This is a genomic window from Telluria sp. ZT3P26 (genome assembly GCF_059686035.1).
Genome location: NZ_JCASII010000013.1, coordinates 1 through 18,266, shown reverse-complemented (window position 1 = coordinate 18,266; position 18,266 = coordinate 1). Strand labels below are relative to the sequence as shown.

21 protein-coding genes are annotated in these 18,266 nt (G+C 58.2%); 6 read left to right on the top strand and 15 right to left on the bottom strand.

Annotated features, from left to right (window positions below; genetic code table 11):
* Positions 1-70: 70 nt before the first annotated feature.
* The 5 genes from AC56LN_RS22955 to AC56LN_RS22935 form a co-directional block, all read right to left on the bottom strand.
* The gene (locus tag AC56LN_RS22955; protein WP_307732431.1) at positions 71-421 is read right to left on the bottom strand and encodes a copper-binding protein; all 351 of its coding nucleotides are present in this window, start codon (positions 419-421) and stop codon (positions 71-73) included.
* A 96-nt stretch (positions 422-517) separates the two neighbouring features.
* Positions 518-1,909, bottom strand: a complete 1,392-nt coding sequence (locus AC56LN_RS22950) for a multicopper oxidase family protein (RefSeq protein ID WP_343828450.1) — start codon at positions 1,907-1,909, stop codon at positions 518-520.
* 13 nt (positions 1,910-1,922) lie between these two features.
* The gene (locus AC56LN_RS22945; RefSeq protein ID WP_499574875.1) at positions 1,923-3,341 is read right to left on the bottom strand and encodes a TolC family protein; all 1,419 of its coding nucleotides are present in this window, start codon (positions 3,339-3,341) and stop codon (positions 1,923-1,925) included.
* Entirely contained in the window at positions 3,253-3,762 is a 510-nt protein-coding gene (locus tag AC56LN_RS22940) for a hypothetical protein (protein ID WP_343829150.1), read from the bottom strand. Before AC56LN_RS22940 ends, AC56LN_RS22945 begins: the two co-directional genes overlap by 89 nt.
* A gap of 323 nt (positions 3,763-4,085) precedes the next feature.
* Positions 4,086-4,523: a hypothetical protein gene (locus tag AC56LN_RS22935; RefSeq protein ID WP_499574874.1), complete on the bottom strand. Its 438-nt coding sequence runs from the start codon at positions 4,521-4,523 to the stop codon at positions 4,086-4,088.
* Positions 4,524-5,555: 1,032 nt separating this feature from the next.
* Between AC56LN_RS22935 and AC56LN_RS22930 the strand changes: the two genes are divergently transcribed.
* Positions 5,556-6,248 carry an IS6 family transposase gene (locus AC56LN_RS22930; RefSeq protein WP_499574873.1) on the top strand — a complete coding sequence of 231 codons (693 nt, stop codon included), beginning with the start codon at positions 5,556-5,558 and terminating at the stop codon, positions 6,246-6,248.
* A 376-nt stretch (positions 6,249-6,624) separates the two neighbouring features.
* Here AC56LN_RS22930 and AC56LN_RS22925 read toward each other — a convergent pair whose 3' ends face one another.
* The 3 genes from AC56LN_RS22925 to AC56LN_RS22915 form a co-directional block, all read right to left on the bottom strand.
* Positions 6,625-8,409, bottom strand: coding sequence for a diguanylate cyclase (locus AC56LN_RS22925; protein ID WP_499574872.1), 1,785 nt, complete (start codon positions 8,407-8,409; stop codon positions 6,625-6,627).
* Between the two features lie 48 nt (positions 8,410-8,457).
* A complete protein-coding gene (locus AC56LN_RS22920) occupies positions 8,458-8,742 on the bottom strand; it encodes a hypothetical protein (protein ID WP_499574871.1) in 285 nt (94 codons plus the stop codon).
* A gap of 260 nt (positions 8,743-9,002) precedes the next feature.
* Positions 9,003-10,010, bottom strand: coding sequence for a universal stress protein (locus AC56LN_RS22915; protein WP_499574870.1), 1,008 nt, complete (start codon positions 10,008-10,010; stop codon positions 9,003-9,005).
* Between the two features lie 252 nt (positions 10,011-10,262).
* On the opposite strand from AC56LN_RS22915, the gene AC56LN_RS22910 reads away from it, so the two are divergent.
* Complete coding sequence (locus tag AC56LN_RS22910; RefSeq protein ID WP_499574869.1) at positions 10,263-11,852, top strand: sensor histidine kinase; 1,590 nt, start codon at positions 10,263-10,265, stop codon at positions 11,850-11,852.
* Positions 11,849-12,460 carry a response regulator transcription factor gene (locus AC56LN_RS22905; RefSeq protein WP_499574868.1) on the top strand — a complete coding sequence of 204 codons (612 nt, stop codon included), beginning with the start codon at positions 11,849-11,851 and terminating at the stop codon, positions 12,458-12,460. The genes AC56LN_RS22910 and AC56LN_RS22905 overlap by 4 nt, the downstream gene beginning before the upstream one ends.
* 6 nt (positions 12,461-12,466) lie before the next feature.
* On the opposite strand, the gene rnk is transcribed toward AC56LN_RS22905, so the two are convergent.
* The 3 genes from rnk to AC56LN_RS22890 form a co-directional block, all read right to left on the bottom strand.
* Entirely contained in the window at positions 12,467-12,907 is a 441-nt protein-coding gene (gene rnk, locus AC56LN_RS22900) for a nucleoside diphosphate kinase regulator (protein WP_499574867.1), read from the bottom strand.
* Positions 12,908-12,989: 82 nt separating this feature from the next.
* The gene (locus AC56LN_RS22895) at positions 12,990-13,199 is read right to left on the bottom strand and encodes a hypothetical protein (protein ID WP_499574866.1); all 210 of its coding nucleotides are present in this window, start codon (positions 13,197-13,199) and stop codon (positions 12,990-12,992) included.
* A gap of 529 nt (positions 13,200-13,728) precedes the next feature.
* On the bottom strand, positions 13,729-13,902 hold the full coding sequence (locus tag AC56LN_RS22890; RefSeq protein WP_499574865.1) for a hypothetical protein: 174 nt from the start codon (positions 13,900-13,902) through the stop codon (positions 13,729-13,731).
* 138 nt (positions 13,903-14,040) lie between these two features.
* Here AC56LN_RS22890 and tnpA point away from each other — a divergent pair, with 138 nt between their 5' ends.
* From tnpA to tnpC, 3 genes are read left to right on the top strand one after another with little or no spacing between them, the layout of a single operon-like run.
* Positions 14,041-14,379: an IS66 family insertion sequence element accessory protein TnpA gene (tnpA, locus tag AC56LN_RS22885; protein ID WP_499574864.1), complete on the top strand. Its 339-nt coding sequence runs from the start codon at positions 14,041-14,043 to the stop codon at positions 14,377-14,379.
* Positions 14,379-14,762 carry an IS66 family insertion sequence element accessory protein TnpB gene (tnpB, locus tag AC56LN_RS22880; protein WP_499574863.1) on the top strand — a complete coding sequence of 128 codons (384 nt, stop codon included), beginning with the start codon at positions 14,379-14,381 and terminating at the stop codon, positions 14,760-14,762. The genes tnpA and tnpB overlap by 1 nt, the downstream gene beginning before the upstream one ends.
* A gap of 7 nt (positions 14,763-14,769) precedes the next feature.
* Positions 14,770-16,389: an IS66 family transposase gene (gene tnpC, locus AC56LN_RS22875; RefSeq protein ID WP_499574893.1), complete on the top strand. Its 1,620-nt coding sequence runs from the start codon at positions 14,770-14,772 to the stop codon at positions 16,387-16,389.
* A gap of 87 nt (positions 16,390-16,476) precedes the next feature.
* Here tnpC and AC56LN_RS22870 read toward each other — a convergent pair whose 3' ends face one another.
* The 4 genes from AC56LN_RS22870 to AC56LN_RS22855 form a co-directional block, all read right to left on the bottom strand.
* Positions 16,477-17,148 (bottom strand): carbonic anhydrase, encoded by a 672-nt coding sequence (locus AC56LN_RS22870; RefSeq protein ID WP_499574892.1) that lies wholly within the window; start codon positions 17,146-17,148, stop codon positions 16,477-16,479.
* Positions 17,063-17,752, bottom strand: a complete 690-nt coding sequence (locus tag AC56LN_RS22865) for a family 43 glycosylhydrolase (RefSeq protein ID WP_499574891.1) — start codon at positions 17,750-17,752, stop codon at positions 17,063-17,065. The genes AC56LN_RS22870 and AC56LN_RS22865 overlap by 86 nt, the downstream gene beginning before the upstream one ends.
* A gap of 30 nt (positions 17,753-17,782) precedes the next feature.
* A complete protein-coding gene (locus tag AC56LN_RS22860) occupies positions 17,783-17,926 on the bottom strand; it encodes a hypothetical protein (protein WP_499574862.1) in 144 nt (47 codons plus the stop codon).
* A gap of 140 nt (positions 17,927-18,066) precedes the next feature.
* On the bottom strand, positions 18,067-18,266 hold a 200-nt coding region (locus AC56LN_RS22855), incomplete at its 5' end, for a hypothetical protein (RefSeq protein WP_499574861.1).

The following is an 18,266-nucleotide window of genomic DNA, read 5'->3' as shown; positions in this document are numbered from 1 at the left end:
TACTCATCACATCTCATTGCTGCCGGCATCGACGCTGAGTTCGGACGACGACGCCTTCTACTGCTCTAACTTAGTCTTGAACTGCCAACTGCGTGACAACGTATCGTCCCTCAAGCTTTTCGGCGACAAACTTGATTTTGTCGCCTGCCTTGAGTACATCGAGAGCTGACACATCCTTCACACCAAACACCATCGTCATGCCTGGCATGCCCAAGTTTTCAAGCGGGCCATGTTTGATAGTGAGGCGACCGGTGTCTTTGTCTACTTTCTTAATTTCGCCATCGGACATAGCTGTCTCCTGGCCAGCGACGGCAGTCTCTGCATGATTTCCGTGGTCATGCGATTGGGCCATAGCGCTATTAACAGTGATGAGCGCAAACGTAGCTGCTGCGATGTGGGCGACGATTTTTGCGATTTTCATTTGGTATCTTTTCTTTCAAATTAGATTAGCTGTCGTTTTCTGACCGCTAGTGACGACTTCCGATTCGGTTACCTTACTTAGCAACCCTAATTACGGTCAGTGCCCGGAGTGGCCCGACGGTTTGCGGACGTTAAACTCTACGTTCTGCGCTGGCTTCGGCGCAGGCATAGACTGCCCACCGGCCGACGTACTCCTGACCGCTTCAAGCGGAGCGCCACTCCATTCGTAGGCCAGGGCACCGGCTGGGTGCTTGTACCAACCCGGGTCGCTGTAATCGCCTCGCTTTTGGTCTTTACGAACCTTCATCACGGTGAACATGCCTCCCATTTCCACTCCGCCGAAGGGGCCTTGGCCGCCCATCATCGGAAGAGTGTTTTCTGGCAGCGGCATCTCCATTTCACCCATCGAGCCGCCCGTAGAGCCCATTGCCATATAGTCTGGAATGATTGAACTAATCTTCTTCGCAGCGTCACGCTGGGAGACGCCAATCATGTTGGGAACGTCGTGACCCATTGCGTTCATGGTGTGGTGGGACTTATGGCAGTGGAATGCCCAGTCACCTGGGTTGTCCGCGACAAACTCGATGGCACGCATCTGGCCGACGGCAACATCAACGGTCACTTCTGGCCAACGCGATTCCGGTCGGGTCCAACCTCCGTCGGTACCGGTAACTTCAAACTCGTGCCCGTGTAGATGAATCGGGTGATTGGTCATCGTCAAGTTGCCGAAGCGAATACGCACACGCTCGCCCTGGCGCGCTACCATCGTGTCGATACCTGGGAAGACGCGACTGTTGAACGTGAACAGATTGAAGTCCAGCATGGTCGAGGTCTTTGGGACGAAGCTTCCCGGCTCAATGTCGTAGCTACCAAGCAGAAATACGTAATCGCGGTCGACTTTCATGAAGTTGGGATTTTTCGGGTGGGTAACCCAGAAGCCCATCATCCCCATGGCCATCTGCACCATTTCGTCGGCATGCGGGTGATACATGAACGTACCGGGCCGCTTAGCCTCGAACTCATACACCATCGTCTTGCCGGGCTGGATGCCTTTTTGCGTCAAACCGGTAACACCATCCATACCATTCGGTAGTGGTTGACCATGCCAGTGGATGCTGGTGTGCTCTGGCAGGCGGTTAGTCACGAAAATACGAACACGGTCACCTTCAACCACTTCGATGGTCGGCCCTGGTGATGCGCCGTTATACCCCCAAAGGTTTGCTTTCATGCCAGGCGCAAATTCACGCACAACCGGCTCAGCAACCAGGTGGAACTCCTTGACTCCGTTGTTCATGCGCCATGGGAGCGACCACCCGTTAAGAGTCACGACTGGGTTGTAAGGGCGGCCGTTCGGTGGCGGCGGTGGAACCTGGGTCGCGGCGCTCTGCATGATTACTGCTTCTGGGAGGGATGCTGCGCCCACTCGGCTGACTACCCCCGCCCCAATTAGCGCCGCAGCACCGGTGAACAAATCTCTACGTGAAACCATCTCAATTCTCCAATTAATGTTCAGCTGCTGGCGCAGAGCCCGACGCTGCAATGGTTGCGCTCGAAACGGCTCCGCCGCTGCCGTTTATTGCTGTCTGTAGTTCGGTCTCTGCAATCCAAAAATCGCGTTGCGCTTCAATAGCGCCGTTGACGCTCGTGATTTGGTCGCGCGAGTCGGCCAGCAGCTCGAAAACGCTGGCAAGCATCCCGTTGTACCGGAGGAGGACCTCTTCCGAAATCTGCTTCCTTAGCGGGACCACCTCGTCGCGATAGTGTTTGGCGACGTCATACGTAGTTCGGTAGGCCGAGTACGCTTCGCGCACTTCTGAGCGCACGCGAACAGCCGTATCGGCGGTACGATTGACAGCGAGCATGTACGTTGCCTTCGCACGAGCACGTCGAGACCCACCCCAGTCGAAGATAGGCAGTTCCAGCGATATTTCGTAGCCGTTCTCACGAGGCGCCCCGGTAGTGCTCTTGTTGGCGTATCCAGCGTCCAAAACGTTAATGAAGCCTGTGGCGTTTGTAAGACCCAGCGACCGAGCGGTAGCGTCAACGTCCCGCTTGGCAATTTGGATGTCGAGTCTCTGCTCCATCGCAAGAGCCTCGAGCGCTCCCGGCTCATTCGGCTTTTGTGGGAGGTCTGGCAGGCGGTCGGGTATCTTGAAGTCGACGTTCGAACCCCAGAGGCCTAGTAACCTGACAAGTTGCTCACGCGCTGCCGTAGCCGAGTGGCGGGCGCGGGCATACTGCGTAGTCGCCTCCGCGTAGAAAGCCTGCTCACGTGCCCTGTCCAGTTTGCTCCAGTTGCCAACCTTGGCTTGCTCCTGCGCGAGCTGGGCTCCAGCCTCGGCTGACGTCACAACCTGACTCAAGAATTTCTCTGTCTGAGCAGCTGCGACGGCGCTGAAGTACGAACGACGGGTTTCGCTAGCCAAGCGGACTGCTTCGGATGCTGCGGTCAGCTTGGCTTGTTCAAACCGGCTACTTTCAATAGTGCTGCGCAGTGGAATAGTGAGCAGACCAATCAGGTCAAACATCACGCTACGTTCAATTTCAACCTCGTCACCGGCACGCATCCGGCTAAATGAAAAGCCCGGATTGCGTATACGGCCGGCTTGGACAAAGTCGGCTTCGGACACGCCAAGCTCTGCTAGCGAAGCCTGGAGGCCGCGGTTGTTGAGCAATGCAATCTGCACCGCAGAGTCAGGCGTCAGAGGTGCCGACAGGAGCTTGGAGACTTGGGCAGAGCTAGCCTGCGCGTCACTGTCGTTCCTTTCGCCCGTCACGCCGAAGCCGGTACGGGGCTGCGTCAGCTTTGAGACGTCGCCCGCTGCGCCGTCGTTAGACAGCGTCGAGCATCCGGCTAGAACCGATACGGCCAGTAAAAGACTGGAAGTCTTCAGTAATGGTGTGAAAACGATAGGCCTCATTTCTTCGCCTCTTTTGCTTGTTGCTGATGCTGTTCGTGTGCCGCTTCACTCGCTGCACCATTTGCAGGGACCGGGCGAGAAATTGTGGCCGGTTTTTTTTCCTGGCCCATCTTATGTCCTGCGTGTGGGTCGGGCTTTGACACCGGCGCCATTTGATGACCCGCGTGCGGGTCTGACTTTGGAGCCGGTGCCATTTGATGACCTGTGTGTGCCGTCGGCGAAGGTTGGCCAGTACGGGCCGCCCGAGCGACAGCTTGAGCTGGCATCTGATGCCCTGCATGCGACGCCTGACCAGCTGGTTCAGCTGGTGTTCCGTGGCCAGAAGGGGTGCCTGGATTTGCGCCTTGGGTCGGCATCGCGTGCCCAGCGTGACCGCTAGCATCTTGGGCTGCCGGCGTGTGACCGGCGTGAGCGCCGCCATGCATACCCTCGTTCGCAACCGTAGCGTTAGCTTCTTTCCACACTTTGTCGGGCGAGACAGTGGTGTCCTGAGCGACCCTGTAAGTCGAAAAAACTGAGGTATAGGTTGTTTGTGGAACGTGAGCAGCCGGGTCGGCGGCTTTGAGAGAAGCTGGTGACTCGCCCGCGATGGACGCGAACGAGGTCAGGGCTACCGCACTGGCGGCAGCAAAACTTTTAGAGAACATAGTTGTCCCAAAATCGAAAGTAGACGCGCAGCAGTAGTGCGCGACAAAAACACGACGGAATACAAGCGAATACGCGCGTCGTTGCTACCGAAAACGATTAAGCGGCGAGATGTCGAGGGGGACGTTCGAGACTGTCTGGGATGAAACCAGCAACGAGAGTAGAGCCGAAGGTCAGATAGACCTCAGCGCTATTGAAGGAAGGCTTGAAGGTCAACAATTGCGGCGGTGCAACGGCGCAAACAAAGCACGCAGCACAAGCGCTGCATGACCCGTGCTTGAACGATTTGGACGTATCGTTATTTCGGTCGTCTGAGGACGCCATTTCTGGGCAATCTTCCTCATCACCTAACTGCTGGTCCATCACGGCATCGTGTGAACTTGCCGATGCGTCACCGTGGTCCATCAAGGTGGCTGCGACCATAGTCATACCCTGATGACCAGAACTGCACGCGCGCAGCATATTTGCCGCAAATGCCTGGAAGGGCATCACGGCAATCAGCAGCCACAGCAGATAGGTTTTCAGGGTGCGATTCATTGGTTGAGAGTGTAGCACGGACGTCTATGTCGTCAAGACGACCTGAATCGAACGATACAGGTTCCCACAAGGGGAAGGTCAAGAAAAATCGTAGGCTCCCCGAAAAAATGCATACATTCTGCTACAGGCCAACCAAAGTTGTCATAAGTGCAAACAAAGTAATAGTGTTAAGCAACATCATGTTGCGCTTGCACTTAATTGCAACTTCTCCCCACTCCCCGACTAATGAACCTCTTCCGCCTTTTGCTTTCAATGCTGCTTCTTGTGTCCGCACACGCGGGTGCCCAGGATGCAAAACTCAGCCAAAACTATCGCTTCTGCGAAGCTGGCTATTCGAACTGTGACGCATCCCTCCTGAGCGCGTCACAGCTCGAGCAAGTGCACCGAGCCACACTAAAGCGAAATTTCCGGGCTTGCGACAGCGGGTGAGCGCTTCATTTAGCATCCGTCTTGATGGAGATACTGACTTAACGTTACCGAGCGACGTCCGCTAACACGACGCTACGTTTTTACACAGCCTAGGTCGGTTTCAGTCAGTCCAATTAGCGACTGCGGCCTCGCGGTCAGCGTATGGGTAGTGGCATTTTTGCTGCGCGCGTCGTGGCATTTTTGCTTCAACGGACGGCTGCAAACAAGGAGGTTCATAGACATTTGGACATTGAAAAATTGCATCCTAGCAGGTACGGCATCTTAGAAATACGTGAATTTCCACAATGCCGAACTTCCGCTTTTGGCGGAACCCGGCCCTTCATGCCCGCATAGCAGATGGCCAGGTTGAAATCCAGAAGTGCCCGCGACAGGCCGGTACCGACCCAAAGCGGACATGCTGATCTGGGGGCGCTTAAATAGGTATCAGCCATGAGTGCTTACTCCTACTTAGCGATGAGGCAAACGATTTCGCAGGGCTGTCGAAAATTGCTGCCACGATTCTTGCACTTCACCCCACGTGGGCTTTTGAGCAGGTTCTGTCGCATTAGCGAACGAGGCGGGCCGGTCAGGTAAACTGCGGTGCCGACTCTAGGACGAATCGACATGCTCAACTTCAAAGGTATGCGCTTTCCGATCGATGTGATCCTGGTCTGCATCCGCTGGTATGCAGCCTACCCACTGAGCTACCGGCACCTCGAGGAGATCACGGAAGAGCGCGGCGTGTCGGTTGACCATTCGTCGATCAACCGGTGGGCCATTCGTTTCCTGCCGCTCATCGAAAAGATGGCCCGGAAACACAAGCGTCCGATCGGCGGCAGCTGGCGCATGGATGAGACCTACATCAAGGTCAAGGGCGTCTGGAAATACCTCTACCGCGCTGTCGACAAGCATGGCAAGACCGTCGACTTCCTGCTGACGGCGAAGCGCGACATGGCCGCGGCGAAGCGCTTCTTTGACAAGGCTATGGGAGCGAACGGCGATCCAAACAAAGTCACGATGGACAAGAGCGGCGCCAACAAGGCGGCCATAGATGCGATCAACGCCGGCCGCACCGTGCCGATCCTTGTGCGCCAGGTTAAATACCTCAACAACATTGTCGAGCAGGACCATGGCGCCATCAAGCGGGTGACCAAGCCGATGCTCAACTTCAAATCATTCCGGGCAGCCGGCTCTGTGCTTGCTGGCATCGAGTTGATACACATGATCCGCAAGGGCCAGTTCGTATTTGACGGCGCCGAGGCCATGTCGTTCGCCGACCAATTTTCTATGCTGGCAGGAATGGTCCGTTCAGCTTGAACGGTGCAGGCTGGCTGGGGAATTTCCGCTGTTTGATCAACAACGCGACAGAACCGCCACCTTGTCTTCATACCAAGGTTGGTTAAACACAACTTCAGGATTTCATGGTGGTAATTCGTCACCCACTGTTGAGCAAATCTTAGCAGAGGTCGAGCGATTCATCCGGCGTAAACATCTGGAATTTTCTCGCGACTCTAATTCGCGGTGACGCGTCGCAAAGCCGCACTGGGTCATTTGGCTCAACGTGCATTGGTGGCCGAACTAGGTGATTCGCCGCATTGGGGCAGTTTGCCAAATTGGTAAGGTCGGGTTTTCATGACAGGCAGCTTATCGACCCCAAGCGGACCTTGACAGCACTGTATAGCGGAAGCTACTCCTATACTCTTGTGTCCACACCTAAAGAGGTCTCCCGCCCATTTTGGGAGTACGTGTCTTCTAGTGCCGGCATGCCAACTTCAGCGACCATCACTTTGTTGCGCCCACCTTTCTTTGCCGCGTACAGAGCACGGTCAGCAGCTGACAGTAGAGCCTGTTCGCCGTTGCCATGACCGGGCCACTGTGCCACACCGAACGATGCTGAAATGCCCGATATTGTTTGTCCTGCATGCTGGATTACGATGCCAGTAAGGGACAAACGGATCCCCTCAGCGCACTTCTCTGCCTCCTCCGCACTACAATCGGGCAGCATCAGTACCAGTTCTTCTCCGCCGTAGCGGCACACTACGTCGCTTGCGCGCACCCGTTGCTGGATCGCGTGACTGGCGGCCTTTAGTACCAGATCGCCGCCTTCATGCCCGTAGGTGTCATTGACGCGCTTGAAATGGTCCAGGTCAATCATCACAACTGAACAGGCGCTCTGGCTGCGTTGGGCGCGCGCCAGCTCTCGCTTAAGCGATTCGTCGAAGAAGCGCCGGTTGTACAGGCCGGTGAGCGGATCGACAGTTGATTGATGGCGCAGAGTGTCCCGTAGCGAGACGTTGCTGATCGCCAGACTAAGCTGCTCGGCCAGCGCGATGATGTGCATGCTGTCGCTCGGGTTTTCTTCGAGCCGATCGTCTAGGACCATAAGAACACCCACGACATCGCCTTGAGAGATCATAGGGACGCACGTCTGGGATGCATACTTGCCTATCCAGGGCGCACCGTGATCACAGAAAAGGTCGTGCTGCGTCGTAGCGACATGAATTTTACCCAGCCGCAGGCACCAACAGTCATCACGAGCGATGGTAGAAGGCGCCTTATCGGTCAAGTTCCACGACGCATTCAATTCGAGCGCGTCGCGCGAATTGCGGTAGAGATATACCGCTCCAGCCGTGTTCGGTAGTAGTTTGCGAAGAAATACCGGCAGCATGTGGGCAAGTTCGGACGGCGCCTTGGCGCTGTCCAGCGCGTGCAACATATCTGCTGCCACCGATAGGCGATCTGCTCGCACGGCAGATTGCTTCGCTAGTAGCGCATTGCTCTCGGCTAGTAACTGCGACTGGTTAGCCGCTTCCGCCTGCTTGTTCAAGCTCCTAATAACGATGAGCACCGTTGCAACGATCACAACAAGGCAAGCCATGGCGGCGCCAATACCCAGTGCCGAGTTGTAGCCCAGCGTAGCAAATAGTTCATCACGCAGCACTTTGCGACGCTCGGCCAGCACATGAAGCTGGCGACCAAACAGCGTGCGCAACTCGTCCATCAGATGCTTGCCTCGCTGGCTAGCCACCGTGTCGGCCGCCGCTTGGCTGTCACCAGCCCTTTTAAGGCGGATGCTGCGGTCCATCTCCAGAACTTTGGCTCGGCTTAATTTGGAAATGCGGGTCGTCAGGGCCCGTTCCTGGTCTGAAGTGGCGAGCTGCTGCAAATTTTCAAGCGCAGCAGGAATGCTTGTAACGCCGATGTTGTATGGCTCCAAGAAGCTCTCGTCACTGCCGATCAGGAAGCCACGTTGACCAGTCTCAGCATCCTTCAACAAGCTCAGTACCAAGTTGTATGCACGCTCCTTTGCCGCTCCCTCTTGAAGTGCACGCAAGGTCGTGTTCGCCTGATAGCTGCTAACACTGGGCAGTGTAGCGAGGCAGACAACAATAAAGATGATCAAGGCGCCGAATAGTTTAAGACCGAAGTCGAGTCGCGAAAGCATACCTTTAGGAAATAATTTATCGTGAGCAATCATAACCCTGACGTGTGCTGACGATAGGTGAAGAAGCTGCCTGTTTCCATGTCAGTTTGGACGATGGGCCAAATGTCCGGTCTTGGCCGAACCCTGCTGTTCAGCTGAGCATATCAGGTCAACAAGGCGGAAAATTCGCGGACTATTACGAAGGGCAGGAACCGACCCAAAGCGGAAGTTCATCGCGGCTATGTAACTCAGCATGAAGCGGTGGAGCTCGACCAGCGCGTCGAGCAGCGGCTGATAATCGGATCCTTGTTCTTGGTGGCGTAAAAACCATCGCATCCCACTGACGCAAGGCTGCTTCATCTTGACGAAGTTTTTAGTAATGTTCATTCGATCTCAATGCGTAAGCGCTCGGCTTCGCACATCCAGCGGTAATCTTTGAGTGAGCACAATTAACGCGCCGATAGCGGCCGTCATCAGCACGGCGGTCGCGGTGATGACGTCTTCATGACGCCGATCCTGTTTCCTTGGTTTGGGCGGTGTTGAAACCGCAGACGCTTGTAATGCCGCGGGAAGCTGCTGCTTCGCTATGCACAGTATCGGCCATCTGGCAGTGCTTGACTATTCGGCCCTGATCGTAAGGGAGTCACTTAGGATGTGGAGACGCTGTGTGCCTGCCGCGGCGCCAGCAGCAGCACGTCACAGCGTGTATCGTTCAACACCGTCCATGGCGTCGAGTCGTTCAGCCAGCCCAGCAGCAGGGAAGCGGCGCCGTCTGCCAGCGCGATGAGGTCTGGCTTGACCGTGCGCAGATAGGTGCGCGTGGCAAGCGCTTCCGGTTGCGCGGTCAATACTAGCGAAAATTTCGTCAGCGGCCTGCCGAGTCGTTGGAGGAAAGTGGAAAACGCCGCCTGTGCCTGTCGCTGTGCTCGCAGGCGGCCATTGTCGATAGTCCGGTCGACGACACCGGCCCGGGACATCGCCCCCTGTCCGGCTACCCGATAACTGTGCAGGAAAGTGATGTGCGCTTCGGGCAGCAGACGCATGACGGTTTCCGTAACACGCAGGGCGTCGTCCGAAAAGTCGTTCGGAACCGCGATCCGCGTATACGCGCAGCGTGGCTCGTTGCGTACCAACAGCACCGGACGCCCGCACATGCGCGCGATCCTGGCTGCTTCGCCGTCGCCTGTCGACGACTTTGTCCAGTGCGGGGCGTGGCCCCCCAACACTACTATGTCGGTTGCGCTTGTCCTGACCCGCGCCGCCACCTGGGCCGCCAGCGCGCCGACGCCGGAGGCGATAGTGCAACGTATGCCGTACTGCTCGCGTAGATACTCTGACTGGCAGCTCAGGCGCCGCATCGTACGCTCTTGCTCAGTGCGCTCGGCGTGATGTTCGGACCCGCGCATCCAGGACAAGATGCGGCGCGTGCCGGCCGGTGTCACCACCGAGAAGATATCCAGCGTGGCCTCCCGCAAACCGCCCGCCAGGATGGCCGCACGTTGCGTCACGTGCGCCGCGTCATCGTTAGATTTCGTCGCGACCAGAATTCCATACAACATAGCAAGCTCCTTATCAACGTGATACGCATAGCGCCGGCGTGCAGGACCTTGGCACGACGCCGGCGCGACACTCAGGTCCAGGATCGGCAGTGCCATCGACTGCGCGTGACCACAGAACAGTATGACGAGCGCATTTCATCTTGCCTATTCGCCAAGCGACCTAGGGGCTTCCCTCAGGTGCTTCGGTGTTGTCGCGCGGCGCCGACGAGGACGGCGAGTCATCGGCGCAAGGAGCTGCCCGAACGTCGGTAAAGCCCTATACTGCTGGATCAGCCATTCACGAAGTAAAGTGCATGTTCCGTCCTTGCCGTCGTCGTCTGATTTTCGTGCCTGTTGCGCCCACCGCATATGCTTAACGCTGACTCGCTGGCAAGCATCTGGCGTGCCTGTATTTTTATCGCTGTCTATATTGGCCTGGACATCCTGAGCGGCCCTGAAGCGCGTTACCAGACAATTGCTCCTGTATGGCATCCGGCGGCCGGTCTGGCCGCTTACGCCGTGCTCAAGCATGGTAAGGACTCCATCGTGCCGCTCCTCGCGGCGGCGCTGCTCGCCGCGGCAATCACGCCCGCAGTGCCGGCTCGCCCGCTCTGGTCGCTGGCGGTCGGCTTGTTACCCTTGCCGGTGTACGTGGCTCTCGGCCTATACATGCGCCGCTATTTGCCCGGCGGTGCATTCTTCGCTAGCCATCGCGGCCTGCTGCTCTGGGCCACCGCAGTTACGCTGGGCAGCCTGTTGAGCGCCGTGCTGTATGCGCAGATGGTGCCGGCCGCTGGCGCGGGCCAGGAATCGGCCTGGATCGCGCTGCTGACGCGCTACACGATTGCCGAGACGGCCGGAATCCTTGTGATCATGCCGGCCGCCTGGTGCCTGCTGGCGCCCGAGCGGCGTAGCGACTTCACAGCGCGGATCGTCAATTGGGATACCCTGGCCTACACGGTGCTAATTGCCGTGGTGCTTGGCGTTGCACTGGAGCGCCTCGCCCCTGAGTCAGTTGCCTATTATCTGCTTATCCTGCCGCTGGCCTGGGCCGCTGCACGCCAAGGCATGGCCGGTGCGGTCAGCGCCGCCATCGTGCTCGAAGTCGGCGTGACCCTGGCGGCACTGCGTCCACTGGTCTATGCCGAGCAGATCCCAAACGTCCAGATGCTGGTACTTACCTTGACGTTGTCTGGGTTCCTGATCGGCATCGCCGTCGATATGGCGCGCCGCGCCAGCGACGAGCTGCAACAGTCACTGCGACTGGCTGCGGCGGGCGAGATGGCGGCGGCTGTGGCGCATGAGCTGAATCAACCGCTCACTGCCTTGTCGGCTTATGGAAGCGCATGCCAGCGCCTCGTGCAACGCGATGGCGGCAATCCGCTGCTGCACAAGACAATCCAGGCCATGGCGGCCGAGTCGCAACGTGCGTCGAACGTGCTCAAGCGGCTGCGAGAATTCTTTCGCACCGGCTCCACCCTGCTGGAACCGATCGTGCTGGCGGATCTGGTCCGAGACGCGGTCAACTCTTTCGATGAGCAGACCCGGATGAATGATGTCTGCCTGCGAATCAGCCATCTACCCGATATCGAACTGCTGGGTGACCGAGTACAGCTCGACATCGTGCTGCGCAACCTGCTGGCCAATGCGGTGCAGGCCCTTGCCGAGATGTCCGCTGCGGCCGACCGCACCATCACGGTCGATGCTGGCGTCGACGGCGAAGCTATCTGGATCCGGATCGCCGACACCGGGCCGGGTATTGCCGACAGTATCCGAGCGCGTCTGTTCGAGCCGTTTGTTTCGCTCAAGTCGAGCGGGCTCGGCTTGGGACTGGCGATCAGCCGCTCGATCGTCGAAGCCCATGGCGGCACTCTCACGGTCGAGCCGAGCAAACACGCCGTGCTCAAGCTCACGCTGCTGGCACGCGCCGCCCAAGAAATCCCGAGACAACAACCATGACAACCGAAAATACCGTTTACATCATCGACGACGATGCGGCAGTGCGTGATGCACTGGGTCTTTTGCTGAGCCTGAACGGCTACCGTACCGCCTTTTTCGCCGACGGCGCGACATTCCTTGGCGCCTGGACAAGTCACTACCGGGGCTGCATCCTGATGGACATTCGCATGCCCGGCATCGATGGCCTGACCTTGCAAAAGCTGTTACTGGAACGAGGGTGCCAGCTACCCGTGCTGATCATTACTGGACACGGCGATGTCGATTCGGCGCGCGCAGCATTTCGCTCTCAGGCAGTCGATTTCCTGGAGAAGCCGCTGCAGGAAGAACAGCTGATCGCTGCAATCGAGGAGGCGCTCGCTCGCCAATCGGGCCAACGGGAGCAGTCCGAGGCCCAGCGCGAGTATCGCCGGCGCGCGGCGACGCTCACCCCACGCGAGCGCGAAGTCATGCTGCTGGTATTCGCCGGCCGTCACAACCGCGAGATTGCGGAAGACCTCGGCATCAGCGTACGGACGGTAGAAGTACACAAAGGCAGAATGATAGAAAAGCTGCAGGTGACATCGGTTGCCGACCTGGTACGCCAGCACCTCCAGCATGGTGCCGGCTAGGCCCGGTCAGGCCTGGGTGTCAGCCTGCAGGCGATTCACGGGTTTGGTGGGGGTTGCGGGTTCAGCTTGCGCCACGATCTCGAGGATGCGGATGTTGACAATGCCGCCCCCCGGACGCGGCCAGGTGATCGTGGCCCCGACGGCTAGGCCCAGCAGCGCGCTGCCAACCGGCGCCAGTACCGAGATCCGGTCCCCGCCGTTCGCATCTTGGGGATAGGCCAGGGTCACTATCAATTGGCTCGGCGGAGCGTCCATTGAAAATCGCACCTTGGAGTTCATCCTGACCACGTCCGGCGGGACCTCGGCCAAGGGGCGAATATCGGCGCGCTCTAGTTCGTCGATCAAGCCGTGTTCCGTCTTGCCCGGCCCGCCGGGCAAGGCGTCCAGCAGGGCTTCTAGCTGTTGCAGATCGCAGGACGACACGATGAGGTTTGATAGGTTTGTCAAGCGGACTCCCGGATTGTGAATATTGGTTGACCGTCCCGTTGCCGGGACGGCTTGAAGCACACGAGGCTGATCTATGGCGTTGTCAGGCGTACGCGCCGTATTGCACCAGCGAAGCCACTGCGGCCAGTGCGCCGGCCGCCGCGCTGGTGGCCATGAAACGTGCCCATAAGCGACGCGTCTTCAGGCGCCGCCGCAGCAGCTCCTTGACCAGCCGCCGCTTGTCACGGCGCTCGATACAATGCTTGGCGTGCACGCCGCAATCGAGCGTTACGCTGGATCGTTGCTTGTTCATTGAAATACTCCTGGGTACCGGAACAACCGGTATGAAACTGACGATGCCGGCCTGCTGACAAGACGGCGCAGTGATTGGGAGCGGTGTGGCTCGAAGAATGTGGCCAGCCCGGAAACCTGGGACCAGACACATGCTTCGAGCCTAGAAAAGGCCGGCCCGATCTCGCAGGAGAGAGCAGCAGTTACCTGCAAGTAGGCAGAAAATGGCGGGACGACAAAAGAAAGAGCCCTGCGGCGCGCGACGCCTGGGCGTATTATTGCGATTCGCCTTGTATGCTTGCTTGGTCATATCACTTACTTGAAAAAACGGCGCATTGCGCAGATGGTCGTGGTTCATCCATTAGAGCTATTTCAGCACAGTATCGCCTGTCTATGATGCTGGCCGCATCCGAGACCCGCGTAGGGGTTGCCCTTACTGCCCAAGAATTCCAGCTTCCCGACGGAATCGTCCTTAGCGCCACGTCCTGAATCGTCAGGAACATTGACTTGATGGTGCTATCTACAATGAAGTACAGGTGCTCGATCGCCACCTAGCGATGGTGGCCATCCTTGTCGCTCAGCGGACTGAGATCGTAGGCGATGTACCTGTCGTCGATGCGCGGTATATTGATCACCGAATGGTGGCCCGCGCTATTGGCGATGGTCGTGACCTGCTGCAGGATGGTGCCGATGAGCCTGAACGGTCCGAAGGGCGACGAACCCATCGCGTAGGCGACACGGCAATCGGGCCGAGTTAGCCGCCTTCAGACAGCATGAAGGTAACCGGTTCCTGAGCGGCGTTGTATCTTTCGATTCATCAAGCCGGCACACTCCCTTCCGAGTTCAACAACACGGAGCGTGGCATGGACAAGCTGGAATTTCACACCTCAAAGGAAGCAGCCTGGCGTAGCCGCTTGCTTCGGCATGCGCAAAGCGGCAAGAGCATTGCTGCCTTCTGCCGGGACGAAGCAGTGTCAACGGCCAGCTTCCATATCTGGCGTTCCAAGCTGGCCGCTGTGGACGCTCATGCGGCCCAGCCTGCACCGCCTGCGGCATTCATCGATCTCGGCGCCATCAAGACGGGCGGCGTCGCGGCAATAGCTCGTTCGTCTGCGTCGCCCCCGGCATCGACGCTGTCTTCGGGGATCGACGTCCGGATCGATCTCGGCGGTGGCATCGTCCTGACGATCACGAGGCGCTGATGTTCTTCCCTGAAGGGCAGGTTCGCGTCTTTCTGTACGGGCAGCCGGTCAACATGCGTCTGTCCTTCGACGGTCTCTACGCGCTGGCCAAGCACGTCATGCACCAGGATCCGCTTTCTGGAAACCTGTTCGCGTTCATCAACCGCCGCGCCACCCAGATTCGCGTCCTGTACTTCGACCGCAGCGGCCTGTGCGTGTGGGCCAAGCGTCTGGAACAAGGTCGGCTCGTCAGCAACTGGGCCGATGTCACAAGCTGCGAAATGGACTGGACGGGCTTGAAACTGCTGCTCGAAGGGATCGAGCCAAGGCAGGTGCGCAAGCGCTACAAAAAACCTGTCGACGGCAGCCAGAATGAGCCTGTTGGCCCTGCGAAAACTTTATAATATCGACATGCATTCCGACCAATATCCCGCCTCTGAAATCGCCAGCCCGACAGTGGGATTGACTGCGCCGGAGATGAGCGCTTTGCTCGACGCGAAGGAGCGCGAAATCATCCGCCTGCGCCGTCAGGTGGCGTGGTTCCAGCGGCAGATCTTCGGCCAGAAAAGCGAGCGTCGGATGCCTGAACCGGAAGGCGTCCAGGGCACGCTGGGTGAAGCATTCGATATTGTGCCCGATGAGGAGGTACCCGCCAAAAAGACCACGATCGCGGCGCATGAGCGCGAACCCAAGAACAAAAACAGGAATCTCATCGATGACAACGATGACGCTGCCCTGTTCTTTGACGAGTCGAAGGTGCCGGTTGAGGTCATCGCCGTCACCAATGACGAGGCAGAAGGACTCGATCCGGCGGACTTCGAGGTGATCGGCGAAAAGGTCAGCTACCGCCTGGCCCAGCGTCCCGGCAGCTACGTCATCCTCAAGTACGTGCGCCCGGTCATCAAGCTACGCGCTGATCAAGCGCTGTCGTGCCCGCCGGCGCCGGTGGGTATACTGGACGGTTGCCGCGCCGACGTCAGCTTCATCGCCGGCATGATCATTGACAAGTTCGCCTACCACCAGCCCTTGTATCGCCAGCACGTCAAGTTGCAGGATTCGGGCATCAATATCAGCCGTGCATGGATCACGAAGTTGATGCCGGCCGCGGTAGCACTGGCCGAGCCGATCTTCAATGCCCAGCTGGAGTCGGTGCGGCGCTCGCGCGTGGTCGCGATGGACGAAACGCCGATCAAGGCAGGGCGAGCCGGCCCCGGCAAGATGAAGGCGGCGTACTTTTGGCCAGTCGTTGGCGAACAGGATGAGATCTGCTTCCTGTACTACCCCAGCAGGGCGGCGAAGCATGTCGAGACCGCGCTTGGTCTGCAGCGGCCGAATGGCGCCGTATTACAGAGCGACGGATACAGCGCCTATGCGCATTACGCGAAGAAGACCGGGATCACGCACGCGCAGTGCTGGGCACACGCACGCCGCAAGATCTTTGATGCCAGGGATATCGAGCCGGCGCAAGCCGACCAGGCACTGCACGCGATCGCCGCCCTTTACAAGGTCGAGCAGCAGATCCGCAACGATGGGCTGACGGGCCAGGCCAAGCTCGCGCGCCGACAGGAACAATCGAAACCTGCCTTGGAACGTTTCTTTGCCTGGATCGACGCGCAGTTCGACAAACAGGGATTCCTGCCGAGCAGCCCCTTCCTTGGCGCGCTGGGGTATATCCGTGAGCGCCGGGTGGGCCTGTCGGTCTACCTGGATGACCCGGAGGTGTCGATCGACACAAACCACCTCGAGCGTGCTCTGCGGGTCATTCCGATGGGTAAAAAGAACTGGCTGTTCAGCTGGACCGAGCTGGGCGCCAAACACGTCGGAATTGTGCAGAGCCTGCTGGCGACATGTCGGCTGCACGACATCAATCCGTACGATTACTTCGTGGACGTACTGCAGCGCGTTGGACAGCATCCGGCATCACTGGTGCATCAGCTTACGCCGCGGCTTTGGAAGGATCTGTTTGCCGACAATCCGCTAAGGTCGGACCTGCATGACCTGTGCGGACCGCGTACTTACGCCGCTGCGTGATCGCTTACCTCTGGTTAGTTCATGCGCCGCTCCTGCACTCGCTTGCATTCATGCGCTATGAGCGGGATGCGTCGCATCCATGCACCCTCAGGCCTCGAGGAATTCCACACGGCCATCGTCGAGATCATAACGGGCGCCTACAATCATCAGTTTTCCTGCTCGCAATGGTTCAAGCAGCAAAGCTTCCGATTCGCGCAGCCGTTTTACGACCCGCTGTATATTGCGCTTTACCGACGCGTCGAGTAACTCGTCATGGGTATGCTTGCTTCCCAGCGCGGCACGTGCCTCAAGTACGGACGGCACGATCGGCTCCACCATCCGCCCCATACTGCCGGGAAATGCAGTTTGTTTCTCGACCACGGAGACGGCGGCATCGACTGCCCCGCATCGTTCATGGCCCATCACGACAATGAGGGGCACGTTCAACTGGGTGACGGCGTATTCGATACTGCCAAGGGCAACGGTATCAACCGTATTGCCAGCATTGCGAATGATGAAGAGTTCGCCCAGTCCCCGGCCGAAGAGCAACTCAGGCGGAACGCGCGAGTCCGAGCAACTGACGAGCACAGCGATCGGCGTTTGGCTACGGGCGAGATCGAGACGACGCTGCTTGCCCTGGACAACAGACTCGGGGCGATCCGCGATGAAGCGGGCGTTGCCTTCCTTGAGCAGTTCAAGCGCTTGCGCTGCCGTGAGCGCTGCTTTCGGCCCGGGCGCGGCGAAGCTGGAAGGCGAGATCATGCCAGCTCCCGCCGCCACGCCCAAAGAGGCTAGTTGAAGTAACGAATTGCGTTTTTGTTGATTGTGTTCGGCCATATTTTCTCCTTGATGAAAGACGCTGGGTCTTCATGATAAAGATTTCACAATATCGTGTTCGTCCCGATCGCGCCACACCCGATGGCACGACGAATTGCCAACAGAGCGTGCTGCCAGCAGTGCGAAAGCAGGTTTTAGTAAGGCCCAGTACGTGAGACAGCGCAGGCACACATGAACACACGACGCCCGGCGGGTAACCTGAAGTCATATTGAAAAATCGGTTTCGCATGAAGTAATACACGCCACTGTGCTTGGCCATGAACGAGCCTTCCATATAGGCCGGGTCGGGCGTGATTTCCTTGTAGGTAATCCCGTCCGGGAATGACACCACACTTAACAGGTCGGGCGCCAGCTTGATCACGTTGGCGTGCTTCCAGCCGCCGTAGTACATATACATTTGGCCGTTGTCGTTCTTGTACACCATCTGGTCGATCGACTGGGCGACATTGACGATCTTGTCGATCAGCGGGCTGCACAGCGCATCCTTGAACGGCCCTCCGGGGCAGTTGCTGACCGCCACGCCGGTGCCGTCTGTCTGGCCATCGATTTTGATGTCATTAGCGCCAAAGAACAGGTATTACTTACAGTTATGCTCGATGGCCCAGGAGGCCCACACCGCGTAGGCGACCCACGTGATGTGTTCGATTTCAAGCACATGCTTGTGTTTGGTCGAGTTGACCAGGTCGGGCGACGAGAAGGCATGAAGAAAGGTCTGTTTCATTCAATCTATACATGGCCTGCCGTAGCTAGTCCCACACCGTGTCGTTCATTAACGAATGCATAAATTCAATCGCGATAGAGGTTCGCAAGGCTGTGCTCGTTCGGCGAAAAGTCCGCTTTTGGCCCAGGCTGTGTAAAAACTTAGAAGCAGGCCTTGGCAGTGGAACGGTACCCGCCGATGCGTATGGTGCGGCGCTTTAGGGTAATCAGGGAGCAGTGCCGGTTTTTTGGGGATACTGACCGGATCAGCAGGGCACCCGCTCCAAACACGCGCTGCAGGTCAAATAAAAAGGCATACGCCCTCATTGCTTCCATCATGCCAGCGACCCCAAGCAGCGAAA

What these genes read in the sequence shown, in the direction of transcription:
- AC56LN_RS22955 (WP_307732431.1), bottom strand. Translation starts at nt 421, where the DNA reads ATGAAAATCGCAAAAATCGTCGCCCACATCGCAGCAGCTACGTTTGCG.
- AC56LN_RS22950 (WP_343828450.1), bottom strand. Translation starts at nt 1,909, where the DNA reads ATGGTTTCACGTAGAGATTTGTTCACCGGTGCTGCGGCGCTAATTGGG.
- AC56LN_RS22945 (WP_499574875.1), bottom strand. Translation starts at nt 3,341, where the DNA reads ATGAGGCCTATCGTTTTCACACCATTACTGAAGACTTCCAGTCTTTTA.
- AC56LN_RS22940 (WP_343829150.1), bottom strand. Translation starts at nt 3,762, where the DNA reads ATGGCGGCGCTCACGCCGGTCACACGCCGGCAGCCCAAGATGCTAGCG.
- AC56LN_RS22935 (WP_499574874.1), bottom strand. Translation starts at nt 4,523, where the DNA reads ATGAATCGCACCCTGAAAACCTATCTGCTGTGGCTGCTGATTGCCGTG.
- AC56LN_RS22930 (WP_499574873.1), top strand. Translation starts at nt 5,556, where the DNA reads ATGCTCAACTTCAAAGGTATGCGCTTTCCGATCGATGTGATCCTGGTC.
- AC56LN_RS22925 (WP_499574872.1), bottom strand. Translation starts at nt 8,409, where the DNA reads ATGATTGCTCACGATAAATTATTTCCTAAAGGTATGCTTTCGCGACTC.
- AC56LN_RS22920 (WP_499574871.1), bottom strand. Translation starts at nt 8,742, where the DNA reads ATGAACATTACTAAAAACTTCGTCAAGATGAAGCAGCCTTGCGTCAGT.
- AC56LN_RS22915 (WP_499574870.1), bottom strand. Translation starts at nt 10,010, where the DNA reads ATGGCACTGCCGATCCTGGACCTGAGTGTCGCGCCGGCGTCGTGCCAA.
- AC56LN_RS22910 (WP_499574869.1), top strand. Translation starts at nt 10,263, where the DNA reads ATGCTTAACGCTGACTCGCTGGCAAGCATCTGGCGTGCCTGTATTTTT.
- AC56LN_RS22905 (WP_499574868.1), top strand. Translation starts at nt 11,849, where the DNA reads ATGACAACCGAAAATACCGTTTACATCATCGACGACGATGCGGCAGTG.
- AC56LN_RS22895 (WP_499574866.1), bottom strand. Translation starts at nt 13,199, where the DNA reads ATGAACAAGCAACGATCCAGCGTAACGCTCGATTGCGGCGTGCACGCC.
- AC56LN_RS22890 (WP_499574865.1), bottom strand. Translation starts at nt 13,902, where the DNA reads ATGGGTTCGTCGCCCTTCGGACCGTTCAGGCTCATCGGCACCATCCTG.
- tnpA (WP_499574864.1), top strand. Translation starts at nt 14,041, where the DNA reads ATGGACAAGCTGGAATTTCACACCTCAAAGGAAGCAGCCTGGCGTAGC.
- tnpB (WP_499574863.1), top strand. Translation starts at nt 14,379, where the DNA reads ATGTTCTTCCCTGAAGGGCAGGTTCGCGTCTTTCTGTACGGGCAGCCG.
- tnpC (WP_499574893.1), top strand. Translation starts at nt 14,770, where the DNA reads ATGCATTCCGACCAATATCCCGCCTCTGAAATCGCCAGCCCGACAGTG.
- AC56LN_RS22860 (WP_499574862.1), bottom strand. Translation starts at nt 17,926, where the DNA reads ATGAAACAGACCTTTCTTCATGCCTTCTCGTCGCCCGACCTGGTCAAC.